This is a genomic window from Porphyromonas sp. COT-290 OH860 (assembly GCF_000768935.1).
Lineage (GTDB): Bacteria > Bacteroidota > Bacteroidia > Bacteroidales > Porphyromonadaceae > Porphyromonas.
Genome location: NZ_JRAR01000012.1, coordinates 16766 through 31550, shown reverse-complemented (window position 1 = coordinate 31550; position 14785 = coordinate 16766). Strand labels below are relative to the sequence as shown.

General features: G+C 51.2%; 13 protein-coding genes. 6 read left to right on the top strand and 7 right to left on the bottom strand.

Annotated elements, in window-relative coordinates:
* Positions 1–346 precede the first annotated feature (346 nt).
* The 6 genes from dnaN (at position 347) to rlmB (ending at position 6974) form a co-directional block, all read left to right on the top strand.
* Positions 347–1489: a DNA polymerase III subunit beta gene (dnaN, locus tag HQ41_RS01735; protein WP_044187062.1), complete on the top strand. Its 1143-nt coding sequence runs from the start codon at positions 347–349 to the stop codon at positions 1487–1489.
* A 12-nt stretch (positions 1490–1501) separates the two neighbouring features.
* Positions 1502–2269 carry a 3'-5' exonuclease gene (locus HQ41_RS01730; protein ID WP_044187060.1) on the top strand — a complete coding sequence of 256 codons (768 nt, stop codon included), beginning with the start codon at positions 1502–1504 and terminating at the stop codon, positions 2267–2269.
* A gap of 136 nt (positions 2270–2405) precedes the next feature.
* The gene (coaBC, locus tag HQ41_RS01725; protein ID WP_044187073.1) at positions 2406–3602 is read left to right on the top strand and encodes a bifunctional phosphopantothenoylcysteine decarboxylase/phosphopantothenate--cysteine ligase CoaBC; all 1197 of its coding nucleotides are present in this window, start codon (positions 2406–2408) and stop codon (positions 3600–3602) included.
* A 4-nt stretch (positions 3603–3606) separates the two neighbouring features.
* On the top strand, positions 3607–4521 hold the full coding sequence (locus tag HQ41_RS01720) for a DUF4835 family protein (protein WP_044187058.1): 915 nt from the start codon (positions 3607–3609) through the stop codon (positions 4519–4521).
* A 27-nt stretch (positions 4522–4548) separates the two neighbouring features.
* Entirely contained in the window at positions 4549–6228 is a 1680-nt protein-coding gene (gene recN / locus HQ41_RS01715; RefSeq protein ID WP_044187055.1) for a DNA repair protein RecN, read from the top strand.
* Positions 6225–6974 (top strand): 23S rRNA (guanosine(2251)-2'-O)-methyltransferase RlmB, encoded by a 750-nt coding sequence (rlmB, locus tag HQ41_RS01710; protein WP_044187052.1) that lies wholly within the window; start codon positions 6225–6227, stop codon positions 6972–6974. Before recN ends, rlmB begins: the two co-directional genes overlap by 4 nt.
* Before the next feature lie 310 nt (positions 6975–7284).
* On the opposite strand, the gene HQ41_RS01705 is transcribed toward rlmB, so the two are convergent.
* The 7 genes from HQ41_RS01705 to HQ41_RS01675 are packed head-to-tail and all read right to left on the bottom strand — an operon-like array spanning position 7285 to position 14770.
* A complete protein-coding gene (locus HQ41_RS01705) occupies positions 7285–8199 on the bottom strand; it encodes a hypothetical protein (protein ID WP_044187050.1) in 915 nt (304 codons plus the stop codon).
* Positions 8200–8223: 24 nt separating this feature from the next.
* Positions 8224–9369 (bottom strand): fibronectin type III domain-containing protein, encoded by a 1146-nt coding sequence (locus HQ41_RS01700; protein WP_044187047.1) that lies wholly within the window; start codon positions 9367–9369, stop codon positions 8224–8226.
* A gap of 33 nt (positions 9370–9402) precedes the next feature.
* Positions 9403–10581 carry a DUF4856 domain-containing protein gene (locus tag HQ41_RS01695; protein WP_161780568.1) on the bottom strand — a complete coding sequence of 393 codons (1179 nt, stop codon included), beginning with the start codon at positions 10579–10581 and terminating at the stop codon, positions 9403–9405.
* Positions 10582–10597: 16 nt separating this feature from the next.
* Positions 10598–11206 (bottom strand): hypothetical protein, encoded by a 609-nt coding sequence (locus HQ41_RS01690; protein ID WP_052405223.1) that lies wholly within the window; start codon positions 11204–11206, stop codon positions 10598–10600.
* 19 nt (positions 11207–11225) lie between these two features.
* A complete protein-coding gene (locus HQ41_RS01685) occupies positions 11226–12239 on the bottom strand; it encodes a DUF4302 domain-containing protein (RefSeq protein WP_044187044.1) in 1014 nt (337 codons plus the stop codon).
* 16 nt (positions 12240–12255) lie between these two features.
* Positions 12256–13212, bottom strand: coding sequence for a putative zinc-binding metallopeptidase (locus tag HQ41_RS01680; protein ID WP_044187041.1), 957 nt, complete (start codon positions 13210–13212; stop codon positions 12256–12258).
* 28 nt (positions 13213–13240) lie between these two features.
* Complete coding sequence (locus HQ41_RS01675) at positions 13241–14770, bottom strand: RagB/SusD family nutrient uptake outer membrane protein (protein WP_044187065.1); 1530 nt, start codon at positions 14768–14770, stop codon at positions 13241–13243.
* Between the last annotated feature and the right edge of the window lie 15 nt (positions 14771–14785).

The following is a 14785-nucleotide window of genomic DNA, read 5'->3' as shown; positions in this document are numbered from 1 at the left end:
GGGAGGATACCCAAGTTGAAAAACACTGCCTCAAGTAGCAAAAAATGACTCTAGAGAACTGAAGCAGCGAAGGGGTTCATTGCGCAATAGTCTCAAAAATAGAGAACGAACACACAAGGTCGGTCATGTTTGCTAGGCATAACTAACTACCTTGCCCAAGGCCCATTTCTCATGGCTTGTAGCAGGGAGATTAGCTCATCGGGGCTCTCCTAGACGGAAGTTGCTTGTTTTCTAGCAAATGGCATCAGGGGGCTATGCCGCCATGAGCTAAGAGCCAATCGGCACTCTGCTGAATAATCCGTATATTTGTGAGCAATACATCAATAAATAAGAAAAGGAGCTATATATGAAGTTCTCAGTAACCAGTGGCGAACTCAAACAACACCTACAGACCGTCTCTAAGGTGATTAACCCCAAGAGTATGACCACAGTGCCCGTCTTGGGCAATATCCTCTTCGAGCTAGAGGGTAATCTGCTTACCCTGACCGCAGCCGATGTCAATAGCCGTATATCCTCACAGCTGCCAGTGCAGAACGAGGGAGGGGCAGGTTGTTTCACTGTACCCAATCAGACGCTCATCGGGGCTATCAACGAGCTCCCCGATCAGCCCATCGTCCTAGATGTAGACGAGGAGAGCTACCAAGCTAAAATACATTATAGCAATGGCCAGTTTAGCTTCCTCGCTTCATCTGCCGACACCTATCCCGCAGCCCTAGAGCTGACGAGTGACTTGCAGCAGGCAACTCTGCCTGCCAGTAGCCTGCTCTCTGGTCTAGAGGCTACCATGCTGGCCGCAAGCGCCGACGAGCGTAGGCCTATCATGACGGGGGTACTGCTCGACTTCCTAGAGGACCGCTTGGTATATGTTGCCTCGGACGGACGCATCTTGGTACGCCGTACCGACTACAAGGTCAAGACTGCCGAGGTGTCTAGCCTCTGCCTGCCTGCCAAGATCTGCCAGCTACTGGTGCGTACGCTACTGCCCAAGGAGAGCGGCGATGTACAGATAGCCTACGATGGCAAGCATATTCAGCTCAATATGGAGCAGTACACCCTGACGGCCAGACTGCTCGATGGCCGCTACCCCAACTACAACTCGGTGATACCACCCTCCAGCCCCTACCACATCGTTGTGGACAAGGACGCCTTGCTCTATGCAGCCAAGCGTGTATCGCTATTCTCCAACAAGGCCAGTCGCCTTATCCTCTTTGAGATACAGGACGATAAGATACGCATCACGGCCAACGACCTCGATCTCTCTGCAGCAGCCGAGGAGTTTATTCTCTGCCAGAGCGATGCTGGCCAGACTCGCCTGCGTATTGCTTTCGACTTCGATATGCTACAAGTCATCTTGCAGGGGCTCAAGACCGAGCAGGTTACCATAGCCATAGCCGACCAGACCCGAGCAGGCATCATTACTCCCAATCAGGAGGAAGAGGGCGAAGAGACGCTCAGCCTCATTATCCCACTTAAACTGATTGGCGAGTAGCCCAAGACAAGCATGAAGCTCAACCTCAAAAATCCCGCAGTAGTATTTGACCTTGAGACTACTGGGGTCAGCTTGGTACACGACCGCATCATCGAGATCTCTATCCTCAAGGTACACCCAGACGGCTTGGAGGAAACCAAGACGCGTCGCATCAATCCCGGCAGACCAATCCCCCCCGAGAGTACAGCCGTGCACGGCATCACAGACGAGGACGTGCAGGACTGCCCTACTTTCGATCAAGTGGCCAAAAGCCTCTATCAGTGGATCGAGGGGTGCGATATCATCGGCTTCAACTCCATTCGGTTCGATGTGCCGATGCTAGTCGAGGAGCTACTGCGTGCAGGCGTGCAGGTAGATCTCTCTCGCCGCAAACTCATTGATGTGCAGACTATCTACCACAAGATGGAGCGCCGCAACCTAGAGGCCGCCTATCGCTTCTATTGTGGCAAGACACTCGTGGGGGCCCACTCTGCCGAGGCGGATACACGTGCCACCTACGAGGTGCTCATGGCTCAGCTAGATCGCTACCCAGAGGAGCTAACCAACGATATGGAGGCTCTGGCAGAGATCTCTCGCTATAACAACAATGTGGACTTTGCCGGTATGCTTATCTACAACGAGCACGGCAAGGAGGTGATCAACTTCGGTAAGTATCGTGGGCGTCTGCTGGCCGATGTGCTCGCCAAAGCCCCCGGCTACTACGCTTGGGTTATGGGAGCGGACTTCACGCTCGATACCAAAAATTGCTTTACACGGGCCAAGTTGGCTCTACAACTCTAGACAGAGTAGGCGTGGATAGATCGGTGCATGTGCAGCCCTGCCAGCTCTTCGTATACGATGAGCAAGTCCCAGGTATGGAGTCGAGGGGCGCATGCTCGTACACCGCCACTTAGATATCAGTATTCGCATCATGACAATGCTACAAGGCAAACATATTGTGCTGGGCATCACGGGGAGCATCGCAGCCTACAAGGCAGCGGTGCTCACACGTCTGCTCATCAAACGAGGTGCAGAGGTGCAGATCGTCATTACCCCAGCAGGCAAAGAGTTTATTACCCCCATCACATTATCGGCCCTGACTTCCAAGCCTGTCATCAGTGAGTTCTTCTCTGGCCGAGATGGCACGTGGAATAGCCATGTGGACATAGGCCTCTGGGCAGATGCTATGCTTATTGCCCCAGCGACGGCCTCGACCATCGGCAAGATGGCACATGGAGTGGCGGATAATATGCTCCTGACTACTTACTTGTCGATGAAAGCTCCTGTTTTCGTCGCACCAGCGATGGACTTGGATATGTATGCCCATGCCTCCACGCACGACAATCTAGCACTACTACAGAGCCGGGGTAATATCATCATCGAGCCGGGCTCTGGTTTTTTGGCCAGTCATCTGGAGGGTAAGGGACGCATGCAGGAGCCCGAGCAGATTGTAGAGGCTCTAGAGGACTACTTCGCTAGGGAAGCACCGATGGCTGGTAGGCGTGTGCTCATCACGGCAGGGCCAACCCACGAGGCGGTAGATCCCGTTCGTTTCATCGGCAATCACTCCACGGGGCGCATGGGCATCGCTCTAGCGGACGAATATGCTCGCCTAGGCGCTGAGGTAGATCTGATACTTGGCCCCACGAGCCTTAGAGCAGGCCGAGGGGTGCAGACGATACATGTGACCTCTGCTCTGGAGATGCTAGAGGCTACGCAGAGTAGGATTGACAAGGCAGACATCGCCATCTTCGCAGCCGCTGTGGCAGACTATCGCCCAGCAGAGCAACATACCGAGAAACTCAAGCGAGAGCAGAGCGATGAGATGACTCTCAGACTTGTCCGCAATCCAGATATAGCAGCCACTATGGGGCAGATTAAGCGCAAGGAGCAGACTTTCGTGTGCTTCGCTCTCGAGAGTAATAGTGGGGAGGCGGAGGCCATGCGCAAGATGCAGGCCAAGGGTATGGACGCAGTAGTCCTCAACTCACTTGCCGACAGAGGGGCTGGCTTTGGGCATGCGACCAATAAGATCAGCATCTTCTCCCAGTCGGGCGAGTGCTTTGTCGGTACGCTGGTAAGCAAGGAGGAGGCAGCACGAGATATCATTCAGTTCATCAATACAAGGATCTAGGGAGATGAGGTGTAGTCGTTATTGGTTTGGTTGGCTGGTCATGCTGGTAGGCCTGCTCGCTCCACGGGAGCTGCTGGCTCAGGAGCTCAGGGCGACGGTGCGTATCTCTACCGAGGCTCTGGGGGCAGTAGAGAGAAGCCAGTTTGAGGCGCTAGAGCGTCAGCTAACGGATCTGCTGAACAATCAGCGCTTCACAGGACTCAACTATGCTCCCGCAGAGCGTATCCCATGCTCCTTTGCACTCAAAATCACCGAGGCCAAAGACAGCGATCGCTATCAAGCCGAGCTGAGCATCACGGCTAGCCGCACTGTCTATAACACCAACTATACCACTACGACCTATGTCTATCGGGACAAGGCGATAGGTTTTGAGTACACGGCAGGCCAGCCGCTTGAGTACAATCTGCAGAACCTAAACAACAACCTCGTGGCTGTTTTTGTCTTCCATGCCCTCTACATCATCGCAATGGATCTAGATAGTTTCTCTCCTCTAGGTGGCGACTACGTCAAAGACATCATAAGCCTGCTGGTCACTACGGCGAGCACTCAGCCCGACTGGAGTGGCTGGAAGTCTTTTGAGTCTGACGACAATCGAGGCTCTCTAGCGGCAGCGCTGACCACAGGTGCCGCCAATGATTTTCGGCTCATGTGGTATCGCTACCACCGCTTAGGGCTAGACATACTGGAGAGCAAGATCAGCTCGGGGCGAGCCGTGCTACTGGAGCAACTCGAGGCGCTCAAGGCTTTCCAGCGTGAGCAGTTTCGCTCCCCGCTGATCTCCTTAATGGAAACAGCCAAGGTGGACGAACTCGTCAATATCTACGAGCCAGCGCCAACCGAGGAACGCCGACAGGTACGAGAGCTACTCTCCACCATATTCCCTACACGTACAGACTCTTGGGACAAGCTCAAGAACTAACCCAAGCGTCCCTACGCTATACTCTCTATGTTACAGAAACTCATTATTCGCAACTTCGTCCTCATTGACAGCCTTGAAATAGACTTCTATCCCGGCTTTAGCGTCATTACGGGCGAGACAGGTGCAGGCAAAAGTATTATCCTCGGGGCCATTGGTCTGCTCATGGGGCAGAGAGCCGACAGCTCTTCTATCCGCCCTGGAGCCGAGCGCTGCATGATCGAGGCGCATTTCGACGCCATGGACGAAACCGTCGGGCAGATCTTGGCAGACGAAGACATCGACTTCGATCCCAATGAGTGCATCATTCGCCGAGAGATCTCGGCCAAGGGCAAGAGCCGCTCCTTCGTCAATGATACACCAGCCTCACTAGCACTGCTCAAGCGCCTGAGCGAATATCTTATTGATATACATTCGCAGCACAAGAACTTGCTCTTAGGCGATGCTCAGTTTCAGCTCTCCGTCCTTGATCTGTATGGACAAAATAAGGCCGAGCTCGAGGCTTATCAGACGCATTACTTGAGCTACAAGACCCATAGCAAGGCACTCGCAGAGGCACGTGCCTCTGCCAACGAACTACTCAAAGAGCAGGACTACCTGCAGTTTCAGTACAATCAGCTAGAGGCAGCCGAGCTCCAGCCCAATGAGCTACAAGGGCTGGAGGAGGAGGAGCAACGCCTGAGCCATGCTCTTGACATCAAGACAGGGCTTTCTAGAGCATACTCTGCTCTAGAGGACGATGAGCGGGGCGCCATGCAGGCCATAGCTATAGCCCTAGATGCAGTACAGTCTATCCGCAAGTACTACCCCGAGGCAGAGGAGCTACACGAGCGACTCACCAGTGCCAAGGTCGAGCTGGGGGACCTGATGCATACGTTAGATGCAAGTATGGAAGGGATCGAGTACGATCCGCAACGTCTTAATGCTATTACCGAGCGTCTAGATTTGCTCAATGGGCTTCTGCTCAAGCATGGTGTCGGCTCGACCAATGAGCTTCTCAACATCAAAGAACGTATTGCTACCGAACTAGAGGCGATTAGCTCCTCGGACGAGCGTATCGCCGAGCTAGAGGCCTCGGTAGCTAAGAGCCACGATCTGGCACTTGAGATGGCCGAACTGCTACATCAAAGAAGAGAAGAGGCCGCAAGGGAGGTGGAGCAGGCACTTATCGCTGGGCTTCACGAGCTAGGTATGCCCTACGTGCGCCTCAACATACTTGTAGAGCGAGGCGCGACGCTTACGACCACGGGGCTAGATCAAGTAACCTTCCTATTCTCCGCCAACAAGGAGATTAAGCCCGAACCCGTGGCACATATTGCCTCTGGTGGCGAGATCTCTCGTCTGATGCTCTGCATCAAGGCTCTGATAGCCGACAGGCGTAGTCTGCCGACGATTATTTTTGATGAGATTGATACGGGGGTTTCTGGCGATATTGCCGACCGTATCGGAGCGATATTGCAGAGTATGGGCCGCAGCATGCAGGTCATGGCGGTGACGCATCTGCCTCAAATCGCAGCCTCGGGTACTCAGCACTATTTTATCTACAAGGATCACCAGACAGACGTCACACGCAGCCATATTCGCTTACTTGCTCTAGCGGATCGTATCGACGAGATCGCACGTATGCAGAGTGGCAACAACCTCAACGACATTACCCGTGCAGCTGCGGCAGCACTGCTAAAGCAAGCACAAGAGCGAACGAATAAATGAAACAGAATAAATTAATCTTTGGTCTTCATCCTCTACTCGAGGCTCTAGAGGCTGGTCGAGAGATCGACAAAATCTTCATCAAGCGTGGCCTCAAGACTGAGGAAACCCAGCGCATTACCTCCATTGCTCGTGAACGCACTATCCCAGTGCAGATTGTCCCAGTGGAGAAACTCGATCGTATTACCCAGCGCAATCATCAGGGGGTACTGGCTTTCTTGGCCGAGATCGAGTACACCTCTCTAGAGGCACTTATCCCTATGATCTATGAGGAGGGACGTGTACCATTCTTTGTCCTGCTAGATGGAGTCACTGATGTGCGCAACTTCGGGGCTATCGCACGTTCGGCCGAGTGTGCTGGTGTCGATGCGATCATCATACCCGAGCGAGGGAGCGTTAGCGTCACGGGAGATGCCGTCAAGACCTCTGCGGGAGCGCTACATCGTTTGCCCGTATGTCGTGTTAGCTCTATCCCCTCGGCTATTCGGTTACTCAAGGATAGCGGTATCAAGGTCGTAACGGCATCGGAAAAGGCTTCTACACTCTATACTCAAGAGGCACTGACTCCACCCATTGCTATTGTGATGGGTAGTGAGGAACATGGAGCGAGCGACGAGACGATTCGCCTATCGGATAGCTTAGTACGTATCCCACAGGTTGGCGCAATCGGTTCGCTCAATGTGTCTGTGGCGGCAGGTATTATTATCTACGAGGCCTTGCGCCAAGAGTCGCTAGGCTACGAGGGGTAGGCTTTGAGCGCTTGTGCTAGAAGGACGGTTTCTTAGGGGTTAATTTGCAATGTTGTTTGCAACTTAGCTCATCATTGGCTTGAGCCCATAGATTGAGTTTCTTCTAACGCCATTTTTCAAAATGGGGAAGCATCGTGTTGCACCTTATACTGGGTGCGAATGCATACAATAATAGGTGCTTTTGCACCCACTATAGGGTGCTTCGATAAGGTTTTAACCTTGATCTTGCAACAAATCTAGAATCAAAACAAAGAGAAGGGGCTGTGGCAAAAACGAATTTGTCCACAGCCCCATAGTCTTTAGGCTCTCGCTACTTGTCATATGGGACAACGAGTTTGAAGCCCTGCCCACGTAGTGTAACTAGTCCTTTGGCTGGCACTACCTCTTCTACGATGAGATCATATTCGCCCGAGGGGAACTTAGAGTCATCAACGTTGATGAAGGTAATCTTCGACTTCTCTATTTTGCGTCCTTTCTCTGGTGATTTTAGAGGCACCATCAGAATACGTGTCTGATCTCGGCTCATACGTGGTGAAGCTGATATCCAAATCATCTTGCCCGGTCTGTAGGCATGTAGCAAAGTACTGAAGTATGGTCTGAGTGTCTTGCTCGTTGTGCCATAGAAGCCGATCTGATCGGATACATTATTGTCTGCTTTGACGATGATCTTGAGTTCCTTGGCAGGCTTATTATCTTGTGAGCGGAAGATAAGCTTAGCCTCTCCCTCGTGGTTAGCTCTTAGTTTTAGCTTGCTAGTCTTGGCGTCCCACTCGTACGTAATAGCCATCTCTGGGTTCTCGGCCTCTACGATAGCATCGTCACCACCTCCGATGACCTTGATATCTTGTCTTTCCTGACTAGGATAGAGCGTTACCTCAGTGTCGGTAAGGCTGATCTCGGCTCGCTCTACCTTAACGGTTAAGGTCTTTTGTTTGTCATGTGAGCGGAGCAGTACTACCGTTTCTCCATAGGCAAGCCCTTTGAGTTTGAGGTATCCGCCATCAATCTTGGCCTCTAGAATTTTAGAATTCTTGACCGTAGCCGAGAACTTACCATTACCTCCAGAGAGGAGAATGTCACGATGCGTCCCCTTGTCCAAGACAACTTCCTTGAGGTCGCTATCTCCAATCTTAATTTCTGCGACTTGCTCTACTGGTGCGTCCTTTTCTTTGCATGAGGAAACTCCTAGGCTTAGTAGGGCTAGAGCTAAAAATATACGTTTCATATTGTATCTTGTCTATTGCTTATGTTAGATGATTTCTAGAATGTAGGTGAGCTCCCAGATCTGTGAGGGGGCCTCTTCGATTCTGATCTTGAGCTCTTGGTTCTCGCCCTTGTGTGGGAAGGTAAGCTTGTACCCCTCTGGCTTTACCTCCTTACCATTGATCCAGTACGTGAACTTAGCCTCCTTGGCTCGATATAGGTCGGAGTAGAAGAGATTGATTGTCTGGCTTGCTGTACCTGCAGAGTTGAGTGTGCGCAGATAGGGCAGGCGTGTTTCGTCGTCTTCATTCTTGAGAATTAGGCTGGTAGAGGTTTTAATCTCCTTGTAGGCAGACTTATGCTGTCCCTTCACAGAGCAAACCTTGATCGTGTAGTCCTTGCGAGGCTCTAGGCCTGTTAGAATATAGTTTGGCTGGCTCACAGGGAATGTTTGGTCGCCTACTACGACCTCCCATGTTACTTGCTTGTCGGTATCTGCCTGCCAAGAGAGTTCGATCTCCCGTTCAAAAGCGGCAGTATTGATCACCGCAGGAGCCTCTAGCTTAACCTCTGGTTCGGGTGCACCCTCAATGAGTTCAAAGTCGTCGAGGTAGATGACCTTATCGGAGTTGAAAACGAAAGGCATTTCAAGCGAAATCTCGAAGAAAGCAATCTCTTGATCTTGCATGTCGGCCTTGCGATCCGCATTGTCAATACGTATCGCTACGGTCTTCTTCGCCCAGTCTTGTTGAGTCAGAACCTTGGAGCCAGCAATCGTCTTCTCGAGAATAGGCGAGTACTTATCCTTGGCGCTGTAGGCACGTATTGTTACTTCTAGGGCATCAACATTAAGACTGCCTCGATGCCAGTAGCTCAGAGTAAAGACATCTCCATTCTTGGCTGGATAACGCTGTAGCAAATCCCAATCGGCGTCATATATAGATAGAGCTCCCTTAGCTGTAGGGAAGAGCTTCAAGCTATTTGCGCCTGAGTGAGGCTTCTCTGTGTTGAAGTTAAAGTTGGTAATCGGCTGCCCATTAAATGACCAGCGGTCGTAGATTGGTTCACCACGATACTCATCTTTTATCTCAAATCCGGGGTTGTACCACAGATTCTGTTTGTCTGCTTGACCCCAAAGAGATTTAGGAGTCAATAGCCCTGCGAGAGCCAGAGCCAAAGCAATTTTTTTCATTGATCTAGTTTTTAGTTGATAGTTGTAAGAGATTTATCTTGTATTAAGTCTAGTCTTGATCATTTGGACAATTCTATGTAAGTCGCCCATTTCAGTGCCATCACCTCTAAGACGTTTATAGTCCCACAGTCCCTTGTTTCCCACTAGTTGAGCTTGCAGCTCCTTGACTTCTTGATAGGTAAAGTAAGGTTTGCCCTCGGGAGAGCGCAAGAACTGCAAGGCGTAGATCATACCGTATGCCTGCGAGAGCATTGAGAAAGCTAATGTGGGCGTTTCGCCGAGGTTGGCAAGTGTATTCCCCCCAACCAGAAGATACTCAAGACGGGTAAGCCAAACGTGCTTGAGCTCTTGGCGAATCGTCTGTACATGCCGTGGAAGCATATCATAAAGATGGTAGTTGATGTCGATACGCCCCAGCGTAAATGCCAAATCCAAGCGACGAGCCGTACCACGCAGGGCTTGTATGCCATCGCTAAGAGCAAGCGCACGCAATCCCTGTAGATAGTAACCATAAGCCAGATCCCAGTGATGCTCTAGAGCGGTGTAGTTATTCCCTTTAATGAGAACTTGATTCTCGTGGTCACGCTCCAGTTCTCGGCTCTGTACGACACGGTCATCGAGATGTACGTTGAGTATTTGGTCTAGGTTGATTGCCCCTAGTATAGCACTAGCGAAAGCACGAGCTACCACAAGCCCACGTTCATCAACGAAAACAAGTTTGCCTCCGAGAGCCCCATCGACGAAGCCCGAGATCATGGGTGCGGCCTCTCGCCTGCGGTGTTGGGAGGGGTTGGGTGCACCAAGGCCCGATAACTTGGCCGAGATCTCGATCAGAGCGTTCAAATCGGCGAGTATTTGATCCCTATGCTCTTGGTGCATCTGTGATTGTGCGATATAAGTCTTAGGAGCGTAGCCATAGAGGCCTAGGTCAAACATTTGCTGAGCTGTATTCATCAGCTCCTGATTGCGGATTTGAGCTTGATCAAGGAAGCGCTCATGTAGCTCATTGAGTGTGCTACGTAGCAGATCTGGCTCTTGCGTGTCTACACTACTCTCTTGGTTGCGTGTAAACCTATACTTGGGGTCTTGATCTGGCAGTAGCAATTCGCCCGTTTCCACCGTTTGTAGTGGTGAGGGTTGGCAAGCTATCAGTGTAGCACCTAGAGCAAGGCTCATCAGTAGCTTTTTGAGTAGTTGATATGCAAAATACATAGTCATCCGTCTTGGGTTAGGGTAGAATGATGTACTCACAGTAGGGAGCAGGGATTGGGTTGGGACCCTCCTTATTCTGTGACTGCTCCATTGAGAGTTTGGGGACAGCGACTAGTCCGTCCACCGATCGAGCAGTGATACTCGCTCTGATGGTCGATCCGCGAGGAGCCACACCATTGACACTTAGATAGAGAGGGTAGCCCGATTGCACAGTAAAAGTTTTGATAAACTCTTCGTTAGCCACTAGAGTTTCTGAGGCTACGTCGTCCTTAGGGATAGAGCTAGCTGTCACAAGTCGCTTGTCGGCGCTGATGTAGCGTAACACGTAGCTTGCGCTTGACCTCTTGTCTGTCAGGGTAAAGAGAGCCTTGATCGTGACCTCATACTCTCTTGCATCTTCGGCAATCTCAACGCCTGGATACTTGTAGGCATGGAGAGCCATGCTAGGGTCACAGGGCATCACCGTCATATCTTCAAAAGAAGTGTCGGGCTTGCTGATGCCCGTGAAGGGGAAAAGCCTGTTGTAGTCCTCGTCTTCCTCTAGTAGAGGTTTCTCTCTACAAGAGCTTAGTAGAGGCAGTGAGGCAATACTCACAAGAGCCATGATATATCTGAGGTAATTCATCAATTTTCAATCTCTAAGTTTACGGGAGTGGAGTATCTATGATCTCGGCAGTGTAGTTCGTTGGCTCTCCGTCGGGGAAGAGATGTTTGCTTACAAGCCGAAACTTCATCAACTGAGGGTCGTAGACAGACACAAGCTCGGCAACGAACTTATTGCCTTGACGCTCAAAGTCGCAGAACGTAGTCTTATCATCGTAACTAAATCCGGGTCTGAAAGATAGCCCTGTTTCTGTGCCCACATAGCCAGAACCAATAGCGTTATATCCTTTGAATACATGAGAATACTTATCTATATCGGCAACGAATATGTGGTAACGACGTCTGTTACGCTCTTGCTCACGAGTTGTATCGCCATGTGGATGCCTAAGTGAAACATCACTATGGAAGAAAGCACGCCCCCCTCTCCTAATCAAAATCTGGGGATTAGCCATCGCCTCGAAAAACTTACGATTGTTTTGGGCGAGGATAGCTGCCTGCTGCCAGCTTTTTTCGTCGGGCAGAGGGGATAGAAGAATGTACGGCCGGTTACTACTCTCTGCTCCACCAGTGGTCAGAATCATATTACCTCTGTAGTCCGTGTAGCGATAGACAAAGTCCGACACCCCATAGAGCTCTGAGGTCACAAGGTCATGTATCGGTAGATAGGTCGTGAAGCTTAGTTGCAGGCTGCTGCCTAGGCTGAGACTATACTCACCTACCAAGGGCTGCGCCTCGGTTGGAGTATCTAGATCAACCTTGAGTTCTAGTTTATTGTCTGGCTTAAACTTGACCAACATGGTATAGCCTCCGTAGCCGTATTTGTTGGGTTCGATATCCGTCCAGCCTAGACGTAGTGTCGTGTTGCGAAAAAGCAATGAGTCGATACGTGGGAAGTAAGTCAGCTTCCAGCCGTGTGGAGCGGAAGTGAGGGTACGGTGGAAGTTCTCTAGATGTGTCTGAGTCCTCTCGGAGGGGGACTGATGGAAGACAGCCTCCTCTCGACAGCTAGGAATGAGAAAAACCAAAGCAAGTATGGTCAAAAGAATTTTACACATAACTGGGGTATACGATTTACTTAGACTGATGCTGCGTGTAGTAGGCATTCAGCTGCTTGAGGCTAAGTAGCTGCAGACGGCTAAGACTAATGCCCACCTGCTGCTTGAAGTAACGCTCTACGAAGGCACGCTTCTCCTTAATTAGGCGCAGAGCCTCTTGAGCCTCCTCATTGGCGCCCGGCTGGTCGGAGATAGGTCTAGCGGCAATCTCCTCCACTCGCTTGAGCTCTACGGCCGAGTGGAGCAAGAAGACACTGATAAGCTCGGCAAACTCATCCTCGGGCGAAGCCATCGAGTAGAGCGTGTAGAAACCTCGTCTATGGGCATACTCGCTCATCCCCACACGGCGGTAGACCTCTCTAGGCGAGGGAGGCAGAGCCAAAGAGCCATAAGCCTTGGCTCCGATGGCTAGGAAGGCGTCTCGGTCGTAAGGAATGTGCTCAATCAGACGTCTAGCGAATTGATGATGTACGCTACGCATGAGACGATAGACCGACTTGCGGTCCGTAGGGTCGAAAGTGTTCGTATCGAAGATGAATAGCTCATTGCTCGCAGTCTGAGGATACCACAGACGCATGAGTACGCCTGTAGCATCTAGCTCGTAACCACCGAGCAGAGTGATGCGAATAATCCCCTTGCCTAGCAGAAAGTCCTTACCTCCAGCTCGCTCGAGGCGATAGAGCTCGAGGCAGAGTTGCTTGACGGCCTCGAGCACCAGCTGCACACGATCCGTTTTAGGCGGAATGGCGATGCTACCCGAGGGGAGATTCTCTTTTTGCCAGCGGTAATGTACTTGGAGGTTGTAGGGAGAGAACTCGCGAGTGATCCAAGCGTCTAGTTCTGTCTGAGCAGGTGTGCGCAAGTAGCTCTCCACTACGCTCTCCTCCGATAGCTTTTCCCTACTGCAAGAGCATGGTAAGAGTATAGCAAGGCTGACTAAGCTAGATGACCACAGTCTATATAGTGACTTCATAATTTATATAGGCTTCTTTGCTTAATGACTAATTGATGGCTTCATTGCGAGGATTAGGTGCTAGGCCTCTGCGGATAGCTTCTGCAGGGAGCTGCAGCACCTTGCGATAGTCGTCACGCTCGAGAGGACGATAGAGCGAGTGCCTGCTGTTGCGTTTGACGGCTATATGGAAGCGCCTGATGTCGAACCAGCGTAGCGCCTCGTGTAGGAACTCCTTCTGGCGGAAATCAAGAACGATGCGTAGTAGACCTAGCTGTTTGCGAGATATGCCATAGAAAGGGGTGATCTCGCCATACATACCCTCTTGAGAGTTGGTATAAGCCTCTCGGGAGCAAGGAGGTGTCATGTGATATTTGGTCTGCATCAGAGTCAGTAGGTCGTCGATAGCTAAATCATATTGACCAAGCATTGTGTAGGCCTCGATGCGGTTGAGTAGTACTTCGTCCGTAGTGAGCAAGATGTTCGTCACATAGAGATCTCTAGGGCGAGTGCCAGTACTACCGAAAAGAGCTAGCTCATTGAACTTAGCCGTATAAACACCCTCCTTGACAGGTGCTGGAGACCCCTCGAAAACGTATGCCAGAGCTAAATTCATCTTCTCGTAGTCGGTACAGCCTAGGATACCCCTACCGTTGTAGATCGTCTTCATTTCCGTGAGGGTCGTACCGTAGATCTGCGTCCGTAGATCTCTGGCCCATCTAGACTCCGTGGTGGTGAGGAGCAGGTTACTAGGTTCGCTTGTGGCGTTGTAGCGTCTGTGTAGAGATGTGCGGTTGAACCGGAAGTCCTTCTCGTACGAAGTCCAATCTCTAATCACGGTCTTGGGCGTAGCTCCGAGTACATAGTTGGCATAGGCTACGACCTGCTGCCAGTCTCCCTTGACCAAATAAAAGCGGGAGGCGAAGGCATAGGCAGCCTTTTTGTTGAAGTGATACTTGGGTTTCTTATAATAAGTATCATTGACTAGACTGATCCCAAGCCGCAGATCCGCCTCGATCTGTCGGTAGACTTCGGCTACCGTTCCTCGATTGTAGTTCACTAGAGCGTGCTTCTCTGGGTGCTTGATGTAGGGGATACCTAGATCCTGCTCCGAAGCAGCTCCACGATACGGCTCTGCCCAGATATTGACGAGCATGAAGTGCAAGTATGCTCTCAGCAGGAATGCCTCGGCATACAGAGCTTTGATGCGCTCGGTTTTGGGGTACCCTTTGAGAAGCTCCAAGGCTTTGTTGGCCTGGGCGATACCTCGGTAGCAAGCATTCCAGTACGCCAGTGGCGTATCTAAATCCTCTTGGTCATAGTCCTCCCAGAAGTACATTGCCTCGTTGAGCTGATAGTGCTCGCCGTAGGTGCGCTCGCCTACGTTGTCGGTACGTGCTTCCAAGAAAGGGAAATAGCTTGCATCGGGATAAGCTCCCGTCAGTAGCTCCGCTATTTTATCCTCGTTATCGATAGGCACATCGAAGGAGGAGTCGGGCGTTACATCTAGATACTTGCCACACGAGCCGAGGAGCATCATTAAGGCAAGTAGCAACGTTTGGCATCTATACTTGGTCATCATCGTTGATTTGCT

Bases quoted from the DNA above. Each gene is read 5' to 3' on its own strand.
- HQ41_RS01700 (WP_044187047.1), bottom strand. From the start codon at position 9,369: ATGAAAAAAATTGCTTTGGCTCTGGCTCTCGCAGGGCTATTGACTCCT.
- HQ41_RS01720 (WP_044187058.1), top strand. From the start codon at position 3,607: ATGAGGTGTAGTCGTTATTGGTTTGGTTGGCTGGTCATGCTGGTAGGC.
- HQ41_RS01690 (WP_052405223.1), bottom strand. From the start codon at position 11,206: ATGAATTACCTCAGATATATCATGGCTCTTGTGAGTATTGCCTCACTG.
- HQ41_RS01695 (WP_161780568.1), bottom strand. From the start codon at position 10,581: ATGTATTTTGCATATCAACTACTCAAAAAGCTACTGATGAGCCTTGCT.
- HQ41_RS01675 (WP_044187065.1), bottom strand. From the start codon at position 14,770: ATGACCAAGTATAGATGCCAAACGTTGCTACTTGCCTTAATGATGCTC.
- HQ41_RS01685 (WP_044187044.1), bottom strand. From the start codon at position 12,239: ATGTGTAAAATTCTTTTGACCATACTTGCTTTGGTTTTTCTCATTCCT.
- HQ41_RS01680 (WP_044187041.1), bottom strand. From the start codon at position 13,212: ATGAAGTCACTATATAGACTGTGGTCATCTAGCTTAGTCAGCCTTGCT.
- rlmB (WP_044187052.1), top strand. From the start codon at position 6,225: ATGAAACAGAATAAATTAATCTTTGGTCTTCATCCTCTACTCGAGGCT.
- HQ41_RS01730 (WP_044187060.1), top strand. From the start codon at position 1,502: ATGAAGCTCAACCTCAAAAATCCCGCAGTAGTATTTGACCTTGAGACT.
- coaBC (WP_044187073.1), top strand. From the start codon at position 2,406: ATGCTACAAGGCAAACATATTGTGCTGGGCATCACGGGGAGCATCGCA.
- dnaN (WP_044187062.1), top strand. From the start codon at position 347: ATGAAGTTCTCAGTAACCAGTGGCGAACTCAAACAACACCTACAGACC.
- HQ41_RS01705 (WP_044187050.1), bottom strand. From the start codon at position 8,199: ATGAAACGTATATTTTTAGCTCTAGCCCTACTAAGCCTAGGAGTTTCC.
- recN (WP_044187055.1), top strand. From the start codon at position 4,549: ATGTTACAGAAACTCATTATTCGCAACTTCGTCCTCATTGACAGCCTT.